Source organism: Pseudomonas rosaeacicularis, assembly GCF_057128745.1.
Map to the genome: position 1 here is coordinate 13711 of NZ_JBSKHT010000026.1, position 18968 is coordinate 32678.

General features: G+C 59.5%; 11 protein-coding genes. 5 read left to right on the forward strand and 6 right to left on the reverse strand.

Features of this window, described 5'->3' with window-relative positions; all coding sequences use genetic code 11:
• Positions 1-203 precede the first annotated feature (203 nt).
• The 5 genes from ACWKWM_RS26735 to ACWKWM_RS26755 all read right to left on the reverse strand — a co-directional run bounded on the left by ACWKWM_RS26735 (position 204) and on the right by ACWKWM_RS26755 (position 9374).
• The gene (locus tag ACWKWM_RS26735) at positions 204-1370 is read right to left on the reverse strand and encodes a zinc-binding metallopeptidase family protein (protein WP_483848988.1); all 1167 of its coding nucleotides are present in this window, start codon (positions 1368-1370) and stop codon (positions 204-206) included.
• A gap of 198 nt (positions 1371-1568) precedes the next feature.
• The gene (ligA, locus tag ACWKWM_RS26740; protein ID WP_483848989.1) at positions 1569-3932 is read right to left on the reverse strand and encodes an NAD-dependent DNA ligase LigA; all 2364 of its coding nucleotides are present in this window, start codon (positions 3930-3932) and stop codon (positions 1569-1571) included.
• A gap of 187 nt (positions 3933-4119) precedes the next feature.
• Entirely contained in the window at positions 4120-4968 is an 849-nt protein-coding gene (gene zipA / locus ACWKWM_RS26745) for a cell division protein ZipA (RefSeq protein ID WP_483837496.1), read from the reverse strand.
• Between the two features lie 254 nt (positions 4969-5222).
• Positions 5223-8711 (reverse strand): chromosome segregation protein SMC, encoded by a 3489-nt coding sequence (gene smc / locus ACWKWM_RS26750; RefSeq protein WP_483848990.1) that lies wholly within the window; start codon positions 8709-8711, stop codon positions 5223-5225.
• Positions 8712-8714: 3 nt separating this feature from the next.
• A complete protein-coding gene (locus tag ACWKWM_RS26755) occupies positions 8715-9374 on the reverse strand; it encodes a GntR family transcriptional regulator (RefSeq protein ID WP_483848991.1) in 660 nt (219 codons plus the stop codon).
• 294 nt (positions 9375-9668) lie between these two features.
• Here ACWKWM_RS26755 and xdhA point away from each other — a divergent pair, with 294 nt between their 5' ends.
• The 4 genes from xdhA to guaD all read left to right on the forward strand — a co-directional run bounded on the left by xdhA (position 9669) and on the right by guaD (position 15975).
• Positions 9669-11123 (forward strand): xanthine dehydrogenase small subunit, encoded by a 1455-nt coding sequence (gene xdhA, locus ACWKWM_RS26760; protein WP_483848992.1) that lies wholly within the window; start codon positions 9669-9671, stop codon positions 11121-11123.
• Positions 11116-13524, forward strand: coding sequence for a xanthine dehydrogenase molybdopterin binding subunit (xdhB, locus tag ACWKWM_RS26765; protein ID WP_483848993.1), 2409 nt, complete (start codon positions 11116-11118; stop codon positions 13522-13524). The genes xdhA and xdhB overlap by 8 nt, the downstream gene beginning before the upstream one ends.
• A 143-nt stretch (positions 13525-13667) precedes the next feature.
• Positions 13668-14507: a xanthine dehydrogenase accessory protein XdhC gene (xdhC, locus tag ACWKWM_RS26770; RefSeq protein ID WP_483848994.1), complete on the forward strand. Its 840-nt coding sequence runs from the start codon at positions 13668-13670 to the stop codon at positions 14505-14507.
• 154 nt (positions 14508-14661) lie between these two features.
• Entirely contained in the window at positions 14662-15975 is a 1314-nt protein-coding gene (gene guaD / locus ACWKWM_RS26775; RefSeq protein WP_483848995.1) for a guanine deaminase, read from the forward strand.
• 449 nt (positions 15976-16424) lie between these two features.
• Here guaD and ACWKWM_RS26780 read toward each other — a convergent pair whose 3' ends face one another.
• Positions 16425-17189 carry a GntR family transcriptional regulator gene (locus ACWKWM_RS26780; RefSeq protein ID WP_483848996.1) on the reverse strand — a complete coding sequence of 255 codons (765 nt, stop codon included), beginning with the start codon at positions 17187-17189 and terminating at the stop codon, positions 16425-16427.
• Positions 17190-17536: 347 nt separating this feature from the next.
• Here ACWKWM_RS26780 and ACWKWM_RS26785 point away from each other — a divergent pair, with 347 nt between their 5' ends.
• Positions 17537-18883, forward strand: a complete 1347-nt coding sequence (locus ACWKWM_RS26785; protein ID WP_483848997.1) for an NCS2 family permease — start codon at positions 17537-17539, stop codon at positions 18881-18883.
• The last annotated feature ends 85 nt before the right edge of the window (positions 18884-18968 follow it).

An 18968-nucleotide genomic window follows, 5' to 3' on the forward strand; every position in this document is an offset into this window, starting at 1 on the left:
AACTTGTTGGCGAGGCGGGTTACCCGGTGTGTCAGGCCTGATGTCTCGCGAACAAGTTCGCTCCTACAGGTTTGGCGGGGTTTGCGTGCTTTGGATCGGCTAAACACCAATCCCTGTAGGAGCCAACTTGTTGGCGAGGCGGGTTACCCGGTGTGTCAGGCCTGATGTCTCGCGAACAAGTTCGCTCCTACAGGTTTGGCGCGTTACGAGACCTGCAACACATCATCCGCTTTGCCACCCGCATCCTGAATCACCAGGTGAATGAAGTGCAGCTTGGTGACCACGGCAGGCGGCACCACGAACGGATAGAAATCCGGTTGACCCATGGCGCGGGACAGTTCGTTGAGCATACCGGCCAGCTCGATCCAGGCATTGACGAACGCCAGGAACGCCGGCCCCCCTGGGTGTTGCGGGTCATACAAGGTTTCCAGCGGGAACGGCGTGTAGTCCAGATCCATGTCCCGCGCGCTCATGCCCAGGCTCAGCGCGGTATCGACCGCATCCATCATGTGCAGGTAATGCGCCCAGGTTTCAGCCCAGTCTTCCCATGGATGCATGGTGGCGTAGGCACTGACGTAGTGCTGAGGCCAATCCGCCGGAGCGCCATTTTTGTAGTGGTGATCAAGAGCCTCGGCGTAGCTGGCGCGGTCATCACCAAACAGATTTCTAAAGCCATCCTGCCAATACGTATTGGCTACCAGACGATCCCAGTAGTAATGCCCTACTTCGTGACGGAAATGCCCGAGCAACGTGCGATACGGTTCGTGCATCTGCACACGGGTTTTCTCACGGATCGCGTCATCCGCTTCGTTGATATTCAGGGTAATCAGTCCATTGGCGTGGCCTGTCGTCGGCGCCTCGCCTTCAAGATTGACCCCGAGAAATTCGAATGCCAGACCGCGCTCCTCATCGACGCTCTTGGGGATGACCTGCAGACCCAATGAAATCAGCTGCGCGACCATACGACGCTTGGCGGTTTCGATTTTCAGCCAATGGCCGCCGTTTTCCGGGATGCTCAGGTCTGGAATGGTCTTGTTCAGCGCACACGCGGTGCAAAATTCGCCCAGGTTGTGCGCCGGACACAACCAATTGCACGCTGCCGGGGTATCGAGATTCGCGCATCGTCGATACAAGCCCGCACCGGGCTCATCGCTCAGGCGCCAGGTACCCAGATCGGGCCCCGGATCAAGCGCCGCGACTTTGCCCTGCTCAGGCAGATAGCCCAGCGCGGCCGAGCAGGCCAGGCATTGAGTGTTTTGAAAGAAGATCGACTGTCCGCAACGGCATTGCCAGACCTTGTTGTTACGCTTGCTCTCACCGACGAAAGGCGCGGCAATTCGTGTGCTGAGTTGTTCGAAGAACTGGAACATGACGATCTCCTTGTGAGGTTGCAAGCACTAGATCATCAGCGTTTGTGGCGGTTCCGTGGATTTGATGGTGGGTAGTGTGATCGTGAATTACGACGATGACTCCCTGTAGGAGTGAGCTTGCTCGCGATAGCGATGGGTCTGTAACCCCTCACCGAATGGCACGACGCGATCGCGAGCAAGCTCACTCCTACAATTCAATCAATCGACTGAGATGTCGTGTTTTTTCAGGAACGCCACAAACCCGTCCTCATCCATCACCTTCAACCCCAATTCATTAGCTTTGGTCAGCTTCGAACCTGCGCCCGGCCCAGCCACCACAGTATGAGTTTTGGCCGACACAGAACCCGACACCTTCGCGCCCAGGCTTTCGAGTTTTTCCTTGGCGATATCCCGGCTCATCAGTTCCAGCGAACCTGTCAACACCCAGGTCTGCCCGGCCAGCGGCAAGCCTTCGACGACCTTCTTCTCACTCTGCCAGTGCATGCCGAAGTCCCGCAGCTGCTGCTCGATGGCGACAGCACGCGCAGCGTTGTCCTTCACATCAAAGAAATCACGCACGGCTTTGGCCTGCTTCTCCGGCAGCGCCTGACGCATGTCCAGCCAGTCGGCCCTCACCACGCCTTCCAGCGTGCCGAACTTGTCGGCGAGCTTTTGCGCAGCGCCCGGCCCTACCGTCGGGATATTCAACTTGTCGAGCATGCCGCCCAGTGTCGCGCTAGCGGCGAATTCGGCGCTGAGGTCACCGGTGTCCTGCAGTTCCATCCCGCACTCGCCCAACAGCGCGCCTATGACTTGCTGGTTGTGGGAGTCCTCGAAAAAGCTATGAATCTCGTGGGCCACTTCCAGCCCGACGTCCGGCAAATAGGTGAGCACTTCCGGCAGCGCCTGCTTGACCCGCTCAAGCGAAGCCAACGAACGTGCCAGCACCTTGGCCGTTTCTTCGCCAACGTCAGGTATGCCCAGCGCATAGATGAAGCGCGCCAGTGTCGGCTTTTTGCTGTCGGCGATGGCCTTGAGCAGCTTGTTGCTGGAAATCTCAGCGAAGCCTTCCAGGTCGATGATCTGTTCGAATTTCAGTTTGTAGAGGTCAGCCGGCGAGCCAATGAGTTTCTCATCCACCAGTTGCTCGATGGTTTTGTCGCCCAGCCCTTCGATATCCATCGCCCGGCGCGAGACGTAATGGATGATCGCCTGCTTGAGCTGCGCGCCGCAGGCCAGACGCCCGATGCAGCGATAGACCGCGCCTTCGCTGACAGTCTCCTTACCCTTGCTGCGTTTGATCAGTTGCGTGCGCTCGACATGGGAGCCGCAAACCGGGCAAGTCTGCGGAATCTCGACCTTGCGCGCGTCGTCAGGACGGCGTTCGAGCACCACTTGCACCACCTGCGGAATCACATCTCCGGCGCGGCGGATGATCACGGTGTCGCCAATCATCAAGCCCAGCCGGGCGACCTCGTCCATGTTATGCAGCGTCGCGTTGGCGACGGTCACCCCAGCGACCTTGACCGGCTTGAGGCGTGCGACCGGCGTCACAGCGCCTGTGCGGCCCACCTGGAATTCCACGTCCAGCAGTTCAGTCAGCTCTTCCAGAGCCGGGAATTTATGGGCAATGGCCCAGCGCGGTTCGCGGGCGCGAAAACCCAGTTCACGCTGGGCCGAAATGCTGTTGACCTTAAACACGACCCCGTCGATTTCATACGCCAACGACAGGCGTCGTTCGCCGATGTCACGGTAATACGCCAGGCAATCGTCGATGCCGTTGGCGACCTTCAGTTCGCGACTAACCGGCATGCCCCATTCTTTGAGCTGCGTGAGATTACCAATGTGGGTGTCGGAAAAGTCTGCGGAGACCTGGCCCAAACCGTAACAGCAGAACTCAAGCGGCCGATTGGCGGTGATCTTCGAATCCAACTGACGCAGGCTGCCGGCAGCAGCGTTACGCGGATTAGCAAAGGTCTTGCCGCCGATTTCCAGCTGGCTGGCGTTCAGGCGCTCGAAGCCGGCTTTGGACATGAACACTTCGCCGCGTACTTCCAGGGTTTCCGGCCAACCTTTGCCGTGCAGCTTCAGCGGAATATTGCGCACGGTGCGCACGTTGACGCTGATGTCTTCACCGGTCGCCCCGTCGCCGCGGGTGGCACCGCGCACCAACGCGCCGTTTTGATACAGCAGGCTGACGGCCAGGCCATCAAGTTTGGGTTCGCAGCTGTATTCAACCTTGGCGCCGCTATCGAGCAAGTCGCCCACCGGCAGATCGAGGCCTTCGGTGACACGGCGATCAAACTCGCGCATGTCAGTTTCTTCGAAAGCGTTACCCAGGCTGAGCATCGGGACTTCGTGACGCACCTGCGTAAACGCCGACAACGCCGCGCTGCCTACACGCTGAGTCGGCGAGTCGGGGGTTACCAAATGGGGGTTTTCTGCTTCCAGTGCCTTGAGTTCGTGGAACAGGCGGTCGTATTCGACGTCGGGAATGCTTGCATCATCAAGGACGTGGTAGCGGTAATTGTGCTGATCCAGCTCGGCGCGCAATTCAAGGATTCGGGTTTCGGCGGCGTTCATACGGTGTGTTCTCGGAAAGCAAAAGAGCAGCCGTGGCTGCTCAATATTTATATTCGGCTTGTGCTCCGGGACCCGTGGGAGCGGACCTGTCCGCGAAGACTGTGGCACTGACGACAAATTCCTATCGACTGTACCGCCCTCTTCGCGGACAGGTCCGCTCCCACGGTTCCAATTCAGGCGCCTGCTTTTAACGACGTTGAGTCAGCGCGCGGCGTTCGAATTCGACGATACGCTGGCGGTAATGCTCGATGGTCTGCGCGGTCATGACGCTGCGCTGATCATCTTTCAATTCGCCGTTGAGTTCATGAGCCAGCTTGCGTGCCGCAGCGACCATCACATCAAAAGCCTGTTTCGGATGACGAGGACCCGGTAAGCCGAGGAAGAAGCTCACAGCACGGGTGCTGAAATGGTCGATGTCGTCCAGATCGAACACGCCTGGCTTGACCGCGTTGGCCATCGAGAACAGCACTTCGCCGTTACCCGCCATGCTTTCGTGACGATGGAAGATATCCATCTCGCCAAAACGCAGGCCGCTTTCCAGGATGTTCTGCAGCAAGGCAGGCCCTTTGAAGCCGCTTTCATCACGGGAAATCACGCTGATCACCAGCACTTCTTCCACCGGCGGCAGATCTTTGTCTTCGGTGATGCGCTGGGCAGGCTTGTCGTCCGGGAAATCATCATCACGGCCGGAAAACAGGCTTGGGCCGTCCATGTCCAGATTCAGGTCGCCCTGCTGCGGTTCGTCCTTGCGCTTGCCGCGCTTGGATTCGCGTTCAGGCCGCTCGCGAGCGGCGCTCATGGTCGGCAAATCGTGCTCGTCAAGCTTGGGTTCTTTCTGATTGTCCAGCACACGCGCCGGGCCCAGCACCTCGGCGGAGGAAGGCTCTTCGTCGTCCGGAAGATTAGAAAAACTGCGGTCCAGCCTGAATTTCAATTTACCTTTGCCGCCGCGCATCCGGCGCCAGCCATCAAAAAGAATACCGGCAATGACAATAATGCCGATGACGATCAGCCACTCGCGCAGACCGATTTCCATGTAATCCAGTGCCTCTAGTGAAAAATTCTGAAAATTAAGGGCGTTAAACCCCTTTAAAACGTGGCGCCAACTCTCTGTTCTGAATGGCGTTTTCCCACGTGAAAAAAAGAAAAGTGGTCATTAAGCTAGCACGACCAAAGGCAACTTTACACCGTCTCTTACATCTGCCATGCCAGGCGTTCTGTACTGGCCCTGCACGCTTGCCTGTACTGAGCCGCCAACGAGCCACTTTTCCCTGTAAATCCTTCGCTCGACTACGCGTCCACCAGCGCCATCGCCTCCTCTACGTCCACCGCAACCAACCGCGAACACCCTGGTTCGTGCATGGTAACGCCCATCAATTGATCGGCCATTTCCATGGCGATCTTGTTGTGGGTGATGTAGATGAACTGCACGGTCTGCGACATCTCCTTCACCAGTCGGGCATAGCGTCCTACGTTCGCATCGTCCAACGGCGCATCGACTTCGTCGAGCATGCAGAACGGTGCGGGATTGAGCTTGAAAATCGCGAAAACCAGAGCCAATGCAGTGAGGGCTTTCTCGCCGCCGGACAGCAAATGAATCGTGCTGTTCTTCTTGCCGGGCGGGCGCGCCATGATTGTCACCCCTGTATCGAGTAAATCTTCGCCCGTCAGTTCCAAATAAGCGCTGCCGCCACCGAAAACTTTTGGAAAAAGTGCCTGAATTCCGCTGTTTATCTGATCAAAGGTCTCTTTGAAGCGATTGCGCGTTTCTTTGTCGATCTTGCGAATCACGTTTTCAAGGGTGTCCAGCGCTTCCACCAGATCGGCGTTCTGCGCGTCCAGGTAGTTTTTGCGCTCGGACTGCTGCTGATATTCGTCAATCGCTGCCAGGTTGATGGCGCCCAGACGCTGAATCCGCGCGGCGATGCGTTCAAGTTCTTCTTCGGCGGCTTTCTCGCTGGCTTCATCAGTCAGCGTCGCCAGCACGCCCTGTAGATCGTAGCCGTCTTCGAGCAACTGATCTTCCAGGGTTTTGCGGCGCACGGTCAGCGATTGCCATTCAAGACGTTGCTGTTCCAACTGGCCGCGCAGCAATTGCGACTGCTGCTCGGCCTGAGTTCGGCGTTTCTCGGCGTCGCGCAGTTCGCGGTCGGCGTCTTCGAGGGCGATCTTGGCGGTGCGCATTTCGTCGTCAACGACCATGCGCTTTTCCAACAGCTCTTCGAGTTTCAGGCGCAACTCTTCCAGCGGTGCGGCGCCCTCCTCCAGATTCAGATCAAGTTGTTCGCGCTTTTCGGTCAGGCGCTCGGATTGCATTTCAAGACGCTCCAGCGCCTGACGCGTCGAGTCGTACTGGGCCTTCAGCGAACCCAAGCGCACGGCCAACTGGTTGGCGTGATCTTTATGCTGACGGGCTTCCTGACGCACGCGATCAAGCCGCTCGCGCAGGCTGTCTCGCTGGGCCAGCAGCAGTTCGCGCTGCTCAGTGTCGAGCGCCATGGCGTCGAGTGCGTCCTGCAATTGCAGCCGCGCTTCGCCCACGCTTTCATGCTCGATGGCGCGCTGTTCGCTCAGTTCGGTGAGTTCTTCATCCAGCCGCGTGCGACGCAGGGTCAGTTGCTCGACCTTGGCTTTGGTGGCAGACAGTTTGGCGTTCAGCTCGCTCTGCTGGCGGGCTTCGTCCTGCAGGCGGCGACGCAATTGTTCGCGGCTGTCTTCCTGCACGCGTTGTTGCTCGCGCAGGGTCAGCAGTTGTTCTTCCAGCGCCATGAGGGTCGCTTCGCGCTCTTCGCGTTCAAGCTCCAGGCGTTGCAGTTCCTGACCTCGGGCGAGCACGCCGCTCTCTGCTTCGCTGGCACGACGAACGCGCAAGAAGTCACGCCCCACCCAATAGCCGTCGCGGCTGATAAGGCTGTGCCCGGCGGCAAGCTCGCTGCGCAGGGACAGCGCGTCATCAAGAGTTTCAACAGGTTTGACCGGGCCCAGCCAACTGGTCAGATCGACATTGGTTTCGACCTTGTCCAGCAGACTGCCGGGAATGCGCGCGATGTCGGAGGAAGGCCTGACCAGGCGCAAATCACCCTGCTCGAAGCCGGCCAGATCGAGGCCGTTGAAGTCATCGACCAATACTGCATGCAGGTCAGCGCCGAGCACGGTTTCCACCGCCAGCTCCCAACCGGCTTCAACGCGCAAGCCTTCGGCTAGACGCGGGCGCTCGTTCAATTGTTGATCGCGCAGCCATTCGGCGGTGCCAGTGCCAGGATCAAGGGCGGCCTGCTGCAAGGCTTCCAGCGACGCCAATCGGCCGTTCAGCCGCTGCAAGTCGCCTTGGGCCTGCTGCTGGGACTGGCTGGCCTGTTGCAGCTCGAGGCGCAGTTGTTCCAGACGCTCGATGAGTTGCTCTTCTTCGGCGGTGAGTTCTTCGAAAGTCATCTCGCGGGCGGCGAGGTCTTCGCTGAATTCCAGAATGGCTGCGTCTTCCGGGTCGGCCGCCAGCAACTGACGCTCTTCACCCAGGCGGCGCTGACGCTCGCCCAGGCGTTCCATGCTGGTTTCCAGTTGCTGAATACGCGACTGCTGCACTTCGGCCTGACGCCGGGGTTCGGCGGAGCGCAGGTTGAAGCTGTCCCACTGCTCCTGCCAGCCGTGCATCAGGGTTTCGGCGTCCTCAAGAGAGGCTGCGGACTCTTCAGCGGCGGCCAAGGTCATTTCCTGTTCGGGCTCGAGCATTTCCAGCTCTTCGCCCAAGGTTGCCAGCAGCGTGCGGTCGTGGCCCAGGTGGGATTCGGTTTCCTGGCGTGCGCGTTCGGCTTCGCGCAGATCGTCCTGCAACTGGCGCAGGCGTTGCTGGCCGTGCTGGATGCTTTGCTCGACCCGGGCGATGTCGCCGCCCACTGAATAAAAGCGGCCCTGTACAAGGTTGAATCGCTCGGACAGGTCGTGATGTCCGTCGCGCAGACGCTCGATGGCGGCATCGGCGCTGCGCTGATCGGCCACCAGCGCCTCAAAGCCGACTTCCTGATTGCCGATCACCCCTTCGCGCTGGCTGACTTGCTCATTCAAAGCCTGCCAGCGCAGGGCCGAGAGCTGCGCCTTGAGCTGACGTTCTTCGGCTTTGTATTCCTGATACTTCTCGGCCGCTTGGGCCTGACGCTGCAAACGCTCCAGCTGCCGGCCAAGCTCTTCGCGCAGGTCGGTAAGACGCGCAAGGTTTTCGTGGGTGCGGCGGATGCGGTTTTCGGTGTCGCGACGGCGCTCCTTGTACTTGGAGATGCCGGCGGCTTCTTCGATGAAATTGCGCAGGTCTTCGGGCTTGGCTTCGATCAGCTTGGAGATCATGCCCTGCTCGATGATCGAGTAGCTGCGTGGCCCAAGGCCGGTGCCGAGAAAGATATCGGTGATGTCGCGACGACGGCATTTGGTGCCGTTCAGGTAATAGCTGTTCTGGCTGTCGCGGGTCACTTTGCGACGGATGGAGATTTCCGCGTAACTGGCGTACTCGCCGATGAGGGTGCCGTCCGAGTTATCGAACACCAGCTCGATGCTGGCCTGGCTCACCGGTTTGCGGCTGGTGGAGCCGTTGAAGATGACATCGGTCATCGACTCGCCGCGCAGGTTCTTGGCCGAGCTTTCGCCCATGACCCAGCGCACCGCGTCGATGATGTTGGATTTGCCGCATCCATTGGGGCCGACCACGGCCGCCATGTTACTGGGGAAGTTCACCGTCGTCGGATCGACGAAGGATTTGAACCCCGCCAGCTTGATGCATTTAAGACGCATCGGTTAGCCGGCCGCCAGGGCTGCGAGGACCGACTGGCAACTGCGCTGACCATACTGGGTCAGCACGGCGCGAATCTGCACGGCGTCGCGGGCGATTACCGCTTCGAGCAACTGACCGAACAGCGTCAGGTACTCGCTCATCTCGGCCTTGCGCTGCTCCAGCGCCAGGAAATAGAAACGGCTCATGGACGGCTGCAGGTTTTCGATGGTCTCTTCCAGATAGGGGTTGTTGGCGAACGGATAAGCGGCGCGCATCACATTGAAACTGTCTTCGACAAAGGATTTCACGTCCTGGCGTTCGCAACTGGCGATCAGGCGTTGCTGAATCTGCATAAAGGGCGCCAGCTCGATTTCATCTTTCCAGCGCTCGCCCACGGCAATCGCCAGCAGGATATAGAGTTCGCTCATCAGCGCGCAGAGGCTTTCGACGTTATGTGGCGTCAGCACCGAGACCTGGGCGCCACGGCGGGGCAGGATCACGATCAGGTGGCGACGCTCGAGAATCAGCAGCGCTTCGCGCACCGATCCACGGCTGACATTCAGGGCAGCCGTAACCTTCTGTTCCTGAATCCGCTCGGAGGGTTTTAGCTCGCCGCGAATGATGCGCTCGGCAAGATGATGAGCGATTTGCTCGGCGAGGCTGTCCGGTGCCTTGAACGTCATTTCTTTCTTTTAAACCCTAACTGCGCACAAGCGGCGAAGTGTATCGCACTGCACCCCCGTGGCGCAGGGCCACTTGTGTGGAAACTGGCACGAAATAAGCAAAAGTTGGTGCATCCAGGTGCGCTTTTATTTCATCCCTTGTGCGCCGTTAATCGGCAAAACGATCAAAACTCAAATTTCCTGACTTAAAGGTCAGAAAATTATTGACCCGATAGTCAGAGCTGATAGATTCATCGACACGTTCGATTACAACTCTGCACGACTACTCTTATTACAAGAAATGAGGCACGACCCGTGATCCAGTTCTTACTGAACCAAGAGCTAAAAACCGAGCACGCTCTGGACCCCAATGTGACGGTGCTCAATTACCTGCGTGAGCACGTGCACAAGTCCGGCACCAAAGAAGGCTGCGCGAGCGGCGACTGTGGTGCCTGCACGGTCGTGGTCGGCGAGCTGACGATGGATGCCGACGGCAATGACACGCTGAGCTACCGCAGCCTCAACTCATGCCTGACGTTCGTGGCCTCGTTGCACGGCAAACAGCTGATCAGCGTTGAAGACCTCAAGCATCAGGGCCAGCTGCACAGCGTGCAAAAAGCGATGGTCGACTGTCACGGTTCGCAGTGCGGGTTCTGCACGCCGGGCTTTGTGATGTCGTTGTTCGCGCTCCAAAAGAACAGCACCCAGCCCGACACTCATCAGGCTCACGAAGCCCTGGCCGGCAATCTTTGCCGCTGCACAGGGTATCGCCCGATCCTGGCCGCTGCCGAACAGGCCTGTGGTCAGCGCCAGCCCGATCAATTCGATCAACGCCTAGCGCAGACCATCACCCGTCTCAAAGCCATTGCCCCATCAGAAACCGGCGAACTGAACAGTGGCGACAAGCGCTGTCTGGTGCCGATGACCGTGGCCGATCTGGCCGATTTGTATGACGCCTATCCCCAGGCACGCCTGCTGGCCGGCGGTACCGATCTGGCGCTGGAAGTCACGCAGTTCCATCGCCCGCTGCCGGTGATGATCTACGTCGGCAACGTCGCCGAAATGAAGAAAATCGAGCACTTCGATGACCGCATCGAGATCGGCGCCGCCACCGCGCTGACCGACTGCTATGGCGCGTTGAGCGAGCAATACCCGGATTTCGGCGAATTGCTGCACCGTTTTGCGTCGTTGCAGATCCGCAATCAAGGCACGCTGGGCGGCAACATCGGCAATGCCTCGCCGATCGGTGACTCGCCTCCCCTGCTGATCGCCCTCGGCGCCAAGATCGTCCTGCGCAAAGGCGAGCAAACCCGCACTCTGGCACTTGAGGATTACTTCATCGATTACCGGGTGACGGCCCGCCAGGAAAGCGAGTTCATCGAGAAGATCATCGTGCCCAAGGCCAACGGCAAACAGGTGTTCCGCGCCTACAAAGTGTCGAAACGGCTGGACGACGACATCTCGGCGGTCTGCGCGGCCTTCCGCGTTCAGGTGGAAAACGGCGCCATCGTCGATGCCCGCGCAGCGTTCGGCGGCATGGCAGCGATTCCAAAACGGGCAGCTGCCTGTGAGAAAGCGCTGATCGGCGCGCCTTGGACATCCGCCACGGTTGAGCGCGCCTGCGCAGCGCTCGCCGACGACTTCACGCCGCTGTCGGATTTTCGCGCCAGCAAGGAATATCGCCTGCTCAGTGCGCAGAATCTGTTGCGCAAATACTTTATCGAGCTGCAAACGCCACACATCGAGACGCGGGTGACCTCTTATGTCTAATCACGCCCCTCAAAAAACCCAGGAAGAAATGGTCGCGCTGTTTCAGCAGGACCTCACCACCGGCGTCGGCCGTAGCGTCAAGCATGACAGCGCCGACAAACATGTGTCGGGCGAAGCGATCTACATCGACGACCGCCTGGAATTCCCCAATCAACTGCACGTTTACGCGCGCCTGTCCGACCGCGCCCACGCGCGCATTCTCAACGTCGACACCGCGCCGTGTTACGCCTTCGACGGCGTACGCATCGTCATCACCCACGATGACATTCCCGGCCTGAAAGACATTGGTCCGTTGCTGCCAGGCGATCCGCTGCTGGCGATCGATGTGGTCGAGTTCGTGGGTCAGCCGGTGATCGCCGTTGCTGCGCGAGATCTGGAAACCGCGCGCAAAGCGGCGATGGCGGCGATCATCGAATACGAAGATCTGGAGCCCGTGCTGGACGTGGTGGAGGCGCTGCGCAAGAAGCATTTCGTGCTCGACAGCCACACCCATAAGCGCGGCGATTCGGTGTCGGCATTGAACAGCGCGCCGAATCGGATTCAGGGCACGCTGCACATTGGCGGCCAGGAGCACTTTTATCTGGAGACGCAAATCTCCTCGGTCATGCCCACCGAAGATGGCGGCATGATCGTTTATTGCTCCACGCAAAACCCCACCGAAGTGCAGAAGCTGGTGGCCGAAGTGCTGGACGTGTCGATGAACAAGATCGTCGTCGACATGCGTCGCATGGGCGGAGGTTTCGGCGGCAAAGAAACTCAAGCGGCGAGCCCCGCCTGCCTGTGCGCGGTGGTCGCGCGGCTCACTGGTCAACCGACCAAGATGCGCCTGCCTCGCGTCGAAGACATGCTGATGACCGGCAAGCGCCATCCGTTTTATGTCGAGTACGACGTGGGTTTCGATGAGACCGGGCGCCTGCACGGCATCAATCTGGAGCTGGCAGGCAACTGCGGGTATTCGCCGGACCTGTCGGCGTCCATCGTCGACCGCGCGATGTTCCACGCCGACAACTCGTATTACCTGGGCGATGCCACGATCAATGGCCATCGCTGCAAAACCAATACCGCGTCGAACACGGCCTATCGGGGCTTCGGCGGGCCTCAGGGCATGGTTGCCATCGAGGAAGTGATGGACGCCATCGCTCGCCACTTGGGCAAGGACCCGCTGGACGTGCGCAAGGTCAATTACTACGGTAAGACCGAGCGCAACGTCACGCACTACTACCAGACCGTCGAGCACAACATGCTCGAAGAAATGACCGCTGAGCTGGAAGAAAGCTGCCAGTACGCCGAGCGGCGCAAGGCGATCACGGCCTACAACGCTCATAGCCCTATTCTGAAGAAAGGACTGGCGTTGACCCCGGTCAAATTCGGCATTTCCTTCACCGCCAGTTTCCTCAATCAGGCCGGCGCGCTGATCCATATCTACACCGACGGCAGCATTCACCTGAACCACGGCGGCACCGAGATGGGCCAGGGTTTGAACATCAAGGTCGCGCAGGTGGTGGCCGAGGTGTTTCAGGTGGACATCGACCGCGTGCAGATCACCGCCACCAACACCGATAAGGTGCCGAACACCTCCCCCACCGCTGCCTCCAGCGGTGCGGATTTGAACGGCAAGGCGGCGCAGAACGCAGCCGAGATCATCAAAGCGCGGTTAGTCGAGTTCGCGGCGCGGCATTACAAGGTCGAGGCCTCGCAGGTCGAGTTCCGCAACGGCCATGTGCGGGTCGGTGATCAGGTGATCTCGTTCGAGACCCTGGCGCAGCAGGCGTGGATGGGCCAGGTGTCGCTGTCGAGCACCGGCTATTACAAAACACCGAAGATTTACTACGACCGCAGCCAGGCGCGCGGCCACCCGTTCTACTACTTTGCGTTCGGCGCGGCCTGCACCGAAGTGATCATCGACACCCTCACCGGCGAGTACAAAATGCTGCGCACGGACATCCTGCACGACGTCGGCGCATCGTTGAATCCGGCGATCGATATCGGCCAGGTCGAGGGCGGCTACATTCAGGGGATGGGCTGGCTGACCACCGAAGAACTGGTGTGGAACGCCAAGGGCAAACTGGTCACTAACGGGCCGGCTGGCTACAAGATCCCGGCGGTGGCGGACATGCCACTGGATTTGCGCGTGAAGCTGGTGGAAAACCGTAAGAACCCGGAAGACACGGTGTTCCATTCCAAAGCCGTGGGCGAGCCGCCGTTCATGCTGGGGATCGCCGCGTGGTGTGCGCTCAAGGATGCCGTGGCGAGCCTGGGCGATTACAAACATCAGCCGAAAATCGACGCGCCTGCCACCCCGGAGCGGGTGTTGTGGGGGTGTGAACAGATGCGGCAGTTGAAACTGGCTGATGCTGAGGCGGTGGGTGTCGCCCATGAGTTAACGGTTTCGCCGGTTTGATGGTGGGTGCCTGAACTGGCGCCTTCGCGGACAGGTCCGCTCCCACAGTGAATATGAGGTGCTTTTGTGGGAGCGGACCTGTCCGCGAAGACGTCAGTCCGGATGAACAAAATTTTGATCGTTTGAACGATCAGGAGACACACATGAACAACTGGATCAGTGCCCTCGCCGATCTGCAATCCCAAGCCCACGCCTGCGTGCTGGTGACGATCATCGAGGAACGTGGCTCGACGCCGCGCAATGCCGGCTCGAAGATGGTGGTCAGCGCCGAGCGAATTTTCGACACCATTGGCGGCGGGCATCTGGAATACAAAGCCATGGAAATCGCCCGTGAAATGCTCGCCAGCGGCAGCCAGCAAACCCGGCTCGAACGCTTCAGCCTCGGCGCCAGCCTGGGTCAGTGCTGCGGCGGGGTGAACGTGTTGCTCTTTGAACCGATGGGCCAGCCCCAGGCGCACATCGCCGTGTTTGGCGCCGGTCACGTCGGCCGCGCGTTGGTGCCTCTGCTGGCCAGCCTGCCCTGCCGCGTGCGCTGGATCGACTCCCGTGAGCAGGAATTCCCCGAACACCTGCCCCATGGCGTGACGCGCATCATCAACGACGAGGTGATCGATGAAGTCGACAACCTGCCCGCTGGCAGTTACTGCATCGTCATGACCCACAACCATCAGCTGGACCTGGAATTGACCGCGGCGATTCTCAAGCGCGGCGACTTCACCTACTTCGGCTTGATAGGTTCCAAAACCAAACGGGTAAAATTCGAACATCGCTTGCGTGATCGCGGCTTCGACGCTGCACTGCTGCAACGCATGCGCTGCCCGATGGGCCTGACCGAAGTGAAAGGCAAACTGCCGATCGAGATCGCCGTGTCCATCGCCGCCGAGGTCATCGCCACCTACAACGCCAACTTTGGCGAGCAAAGCTCGGGTGCCGAACCGATCGCCAAGTTGATGCCGGTGTCGCGGCGTCAGAACGCGTTGTAGGAATCAACGCAATCCCCGTGGGAGCGGACCTGTCCGCGAAGAGGCCGGTGTGCCCGATGCCTGTCTATCGCCTGACACATTGTCTTCGCGGACAGGTCCGCTCCCACGAATTGATAACCGCCAGCACGCTATCTAAATTTTTCACGAGAACCCCATGACTTCCGATTCTGCCAGCAAAAAAGCCTACCGCGCCTCAATCGTCCACAGCCTCGGCGACCCTGCCGAAGTCGCGGTGGAGGATTCTTACGCGTACTTCGAAGACGGCCTGATGATGGTCGAAAACGGCAAGATCTCCGCTGTAGGCCATGCTGCCGATTTGTTGGGTACGCTCGGCGATGACGTGCAGCTGCTTACCTACAAAGACGCCTTAATCAGCGCTGGCTTCATCGACACCCATATCCATCTGCCGCAAACCGGAATGGTCGGGTCCTACGGCGAGCAGCTGCTGGACTGGCTCAACACCTACGTCTTCCCCTGCGAAAAGCAGTTCGAAGACCCTGCGCATTCGGCCGAAGTAGCTGACCTGTTTCTCGAAGAACTGCTGCGCAACGGCACCACCACCGCGCTGGTGTTTGGCAGTCGACACAAGGAGTCTGTAGAAGCGTTTTTCACCGCCGCCGAGAAGCTCAATCTGCGGATGATCGCCGGCAAAGTGATGATGGACCGCAACGCGCCGGACTATCTGGTGGACACCGCTGAATCGAGCTACGTCGACAGCAAGGCATTGATCGAGCGCTGGCACGGCAAGGGCCGTCTGCATTACGCCGTCACCCCGCGCTTCGCACCGACCAGCACGCCGGAACAATTGGCGCTGGCCGGTCAGTTGCTGACGGAGTATCCCGACCTGTACATGCAGACCCACATCAGCGAAAACCTGAAAGAAGTCGAGTGGGTCAAAGCGCTGTTCCCGGAGCGTAAAAACTATCTGGATGTGTACGACCACTTCAAGCTGCTCGGCGAGCGCTCGGTGTTCGCCCATGGCGTGCATCTGTGCGACGACGAATGCGCGCGACTGGCTGAAACCGGGTCAGCGATTGCGTTTTGTCCGACGTCGAACTTCTTCCTGGGCAGTGGGCTGTTTAACCTGCCGATGGCCGAGCGACACAAGGTCAATGTTGGATTGGGCACGGATGTGGGCGGCGGTACCAGCTTCTCAATCCTGCAGACGCTGAACGAGGCGTACAAGGTGATGCAACTGCAAGGGGCGAAGCTGAGCCCGTTCAAGTCGTTGTATCTGGCGACACTGGGCGGCGCCCGGGCACTGCGGCTGGAGGACAAAATCGGTAGTTTGCAGGTGGGTAACGAGGCGGATTTCGTGGTGCTGGATTACAACGCCACGCCGCTGCTGTCGTACCGCATGAAGCAGGCACAGAGCATCGAGGAGCGGCTGTTTGTGCTGATGACGCTGGGGGATGACCGCACCGTAAGCGAGACCTACTCGGCGGGGGCGCTCGTTCACAAGCGTTGAGTGGAACGCGGTCGCTTCTGCCGAAGTGGCTTGCCGTGGAATGCGGTGGCTTCTGCCGAAGGCGTAGGAGCTTGGCTTGCCAGCGATCGGCCGGGAACCGGTCGTAAAACCTGAGCACGCGGTGTACATGATCGAACCGAGGTCGCGAGATTTTGGAGCCGCTTCGCAGCCCATCGCCTGCAAGCATGGCTCCTACGCCCTTCGGGCAGAAGCATGATAGCGCGACCTGTTCGAGAGCTCCGATGCTTGACGCTGAGTGAACTACGGTCGCTTCTGCCGAAGGCGTAGGAGCTTGGCTTGCCAGCGATCGGCTGGGAACCGGTCGTAAAACCTGAGCACGCGGTGTGCCTGATCGAACCGCAGTCGCGAGCTATTGGGGCCGCTTTGCTGCCCATCGCCTGCAAGCATGGCTCCTACGCCCTTCGGGCAGAAGCCAGACTCGCGCTGAATCAAACCGCCGGGCTGCGCCCTGGCTTTTTCTTCGGCAGCATCAGGTGCGAGAACACCGCGTGCAGGTCGTCCGAGGCGCTGTCTTCGTCGAGGTTGAGCTTGCTGTCGATGTGATCCATGTGATGCATCATCAGGTTCACGGCCAAGGGCGCGTCCCGCGCTTCGATGGCGTCGATCAGTTGGGTGTGTTCATCGTAGGAGCAGTGCGAGCGATTGCCGCTTTCGTACTGCGCGATGATCAATGAGGTCTGGGAAACCAGACTGCGCTGGAAGCTGATCAGTGGCGCATTCTTCGCAGCTTCCGCCAGCTTGAGATGGAACTCCCCGGACAGACGAATCCCCGCCCCGCGATCCCCTCTGGAAAAACTGTCGCGCTCATCGCTGACCATCTTGCGCAACTCGGCCAGTTGCTCCGGCGAGGCATGCTCCACAGCAAGCTCGGTGATGGCTTTCTCGACCATGCGCCGGGCGAAGAACACCTGGCGCGCTTCCTCCACGCTCGGACTGGCTACCACGGCGCCACGATTGGGCCGCAACAACACAACACCTTCGTGGGCCAGTCGCGACAATGCGCGACGAATGATGGTGCGGCTGACCCCGAAAATCTCGCCGAGGGCTTCTTCGCTCAGCTTGGTGCCGGGCGCCAGTCGCTGTTCGAGGATGGCCTCGAAAATGTGGGCGTAGACGATGTCGTCCTGGGTTCCACTGCGACCCGCCTTGACGGTGCGCGGCTGTTTCTTGAGGGGTTGCAACTGTTCGTTCATGGGCACTCGTGAGAACTGAATCCGGCGCTGGGCCGTGACTGTGATCGCTGTGGTGCGAATCAATACCAGATATCGCGGCAAAGTCACAGTAAAGGTAATGGCGCATTGTACACAGTGCGCAAAGTGTGAACACGCTCCTGTTTATTCACCCGTTATGCACACAATCGCAAAATTCCCCACGACAATATCTAAAACATTATTTGCATTTCTTGTATACAAAAGCATAATCCGAGGCGTGCACGTTTCTGACCTTTCAGTCAACAAATCGAAACTGAAGCGAAGTCTCGCCTCACGGAGCAGTTACCGGCTCTGAAAAAAACAACAAAAACGTTCCGAGGAATTTCACTGTGGAAAGCCGCAAATCCGAAGCTTCGCCGCTGGATCTCACGCCGCCACGCAGCGGTCTGCTTGAGCGCATCTTCAAGCTGAGCCTGCATGGCACTACCGTCAGAACCGAGCTGCTGGCGGGCCTGACCACCTTCATCACCATGGCTTACATCATTTTCGTCAACCCCAACATCATGGCCGACGCCGGCATTGATCACGGCGCAGCGTTCGTCGCCACCTGCATCGCGGCGGCATTGGGCTGTCTGCTGATGGGTCTGTACGCCAACTGGCCGGTGGGGCTGGCGCCGGGTATGGGGCTGAACGCTTTCTTCACCTACACCGTGGTTGGCACCATGGGCTACAGCTGGGAAACCGCGCTGGGTGCGGTGTTTGTGTCGGGCGTGATCTTTATGTTCCTGACCCTGTCACGCATTCGTGAATGGCTGCTCAACAGCATTCCGGTAAGCCTGCGTTACGCCATGGGCGCGGGGGTTGGGTTGTTCCTCGGGCTGATCGGCTTGAAGACTGCAGGCATCGTGGTCGACAGCCCGGCCACGCTGATCAAGCTGGGTTCGTTGCGCGAACCCGGACCGCTGCTGGCGGCGGTCTGCTTTCTGATGATTGCCGTGCTCAGTTATCACCGTGTGTTCGGGGCCATTCTGATCAGCATCATCACCGTGACCCTCGCCGGTTGGGGTCTGGGGCTGGTGCAGTACAACGGCATTTATTCGATGCCACCGAGCCTTGCGCCGACGTGGATGGCGATGGACGTCGCCGGGGTGTTCAACATCAGCATGATCAGCGTGGTGCTGGCCTTTCTATTCGTGCACATGTTCGACACCGCGGGGACGCTGATGGGTGTGGCGCAGCGCGCCGGCCTGGTGCGCGAAGACGGTCGAATCGAGAACCTTTCCAGAGCACTCAAGGCCGACAGTGCGTCCAGCGTGTTCGGCGCGATGGTCGGCGTGCCACCGGTTACCAGCTACGTGGAAAGCGCGTCCGGCGTAGCGGCTGGTGGTCGGACTGGTCTGACCGCCGTGACAGTGGGCGTGTTGTTTGTAGCAGCTATGTTCTTCGCGCCGCTGGCTGGCATGATTCCGGCTTATGCCACCGCAGGCGCTCTGATCTACGTGGCGATGCTGATGATGGGCGGCATGGCCCACATCAATTGGGACGAGGCAACCGACAGCATTCCGGCGATCGTTACCGCAATCATGATGCCACTGACATTTTCGGTGGCGGACGGGATTGCGCTGGGCTTCATCACCTACGTGGTGTTGAAAGCCGGGACCGGCAAGCACAAGGAGATTTCCGTGAGCCTGTGGGCGCTGTGCGTGATCTTCATTGCCAAGTTTGTGTTTTTGTAGAGCGCCAGACGCGACACCTGTAGGAGCGAACTTGTTCGCGAGGCGTAGTGACTGACTTGCCACCTCGGCCCTCTCGCCAACAAGT

Coding starts and splice junctions, on each gene's coding strand:
- xdhB (WP_483848993.1), top strand. CDS start 11,116: ATGTCTAATCACGCCCCTCAAAAAACCCAGGAAGAAATGGTCGCGCTG.
- guaD (WP_483848995.1), top strand. CDS start 14,662: ATGACTTCCGATTCTGCCAGCAAAAAAGCCTACCGCGCCTCAATCGTC.
- ACWKWM_RS26755 (WP_483848991.1), bottom strand. CDS start 9,374: ATGACGTTCAAGGCACCGGACAGCCTCGCCGAGCAAATCGCTCATCAT.
- ligA (WP_483848989.1), bottom strand. CDS start 3,932: ATGAACGCCGCCGAAACCCGAATCCTTGAATTGCGCGCCGAGCTGGAT.
- xdhC (WP_483848994.1), top strand. CDS start 13,668: ATGAACAACTGGATCAGTGCCCTCGCCGATCTGCAATCCCAAGCCCAC.
- smc (WP_483848990.1), bottom strand. CDS start 8,711: ATGCGTCTTAAATGCATCAAGCTGGCGGGGTTCAAATCCTTCGTCGAT.
- zipA (WP_483837496.1), bottom strand. CDS start 4,968: ATGGAAATCGGTCTGCGCGAGTGGCTGATCGTCATCGGCATTATTGTC.
- ACWKWM_RS26780 (WP_483848996.1), bottom strand. CDS start 17,189: ATGAACGAACAGTTGCAACCCCTCAAGAAACAGCCGCGCACCGTCAAG.
- ACWKWM_RS26735 (WP_483848988.1), bottom strand. CDS start 1,370: ATGTTCCAGTTCTTCGAACAACTCAGCACACGAATTGCCGCGCCTTTC.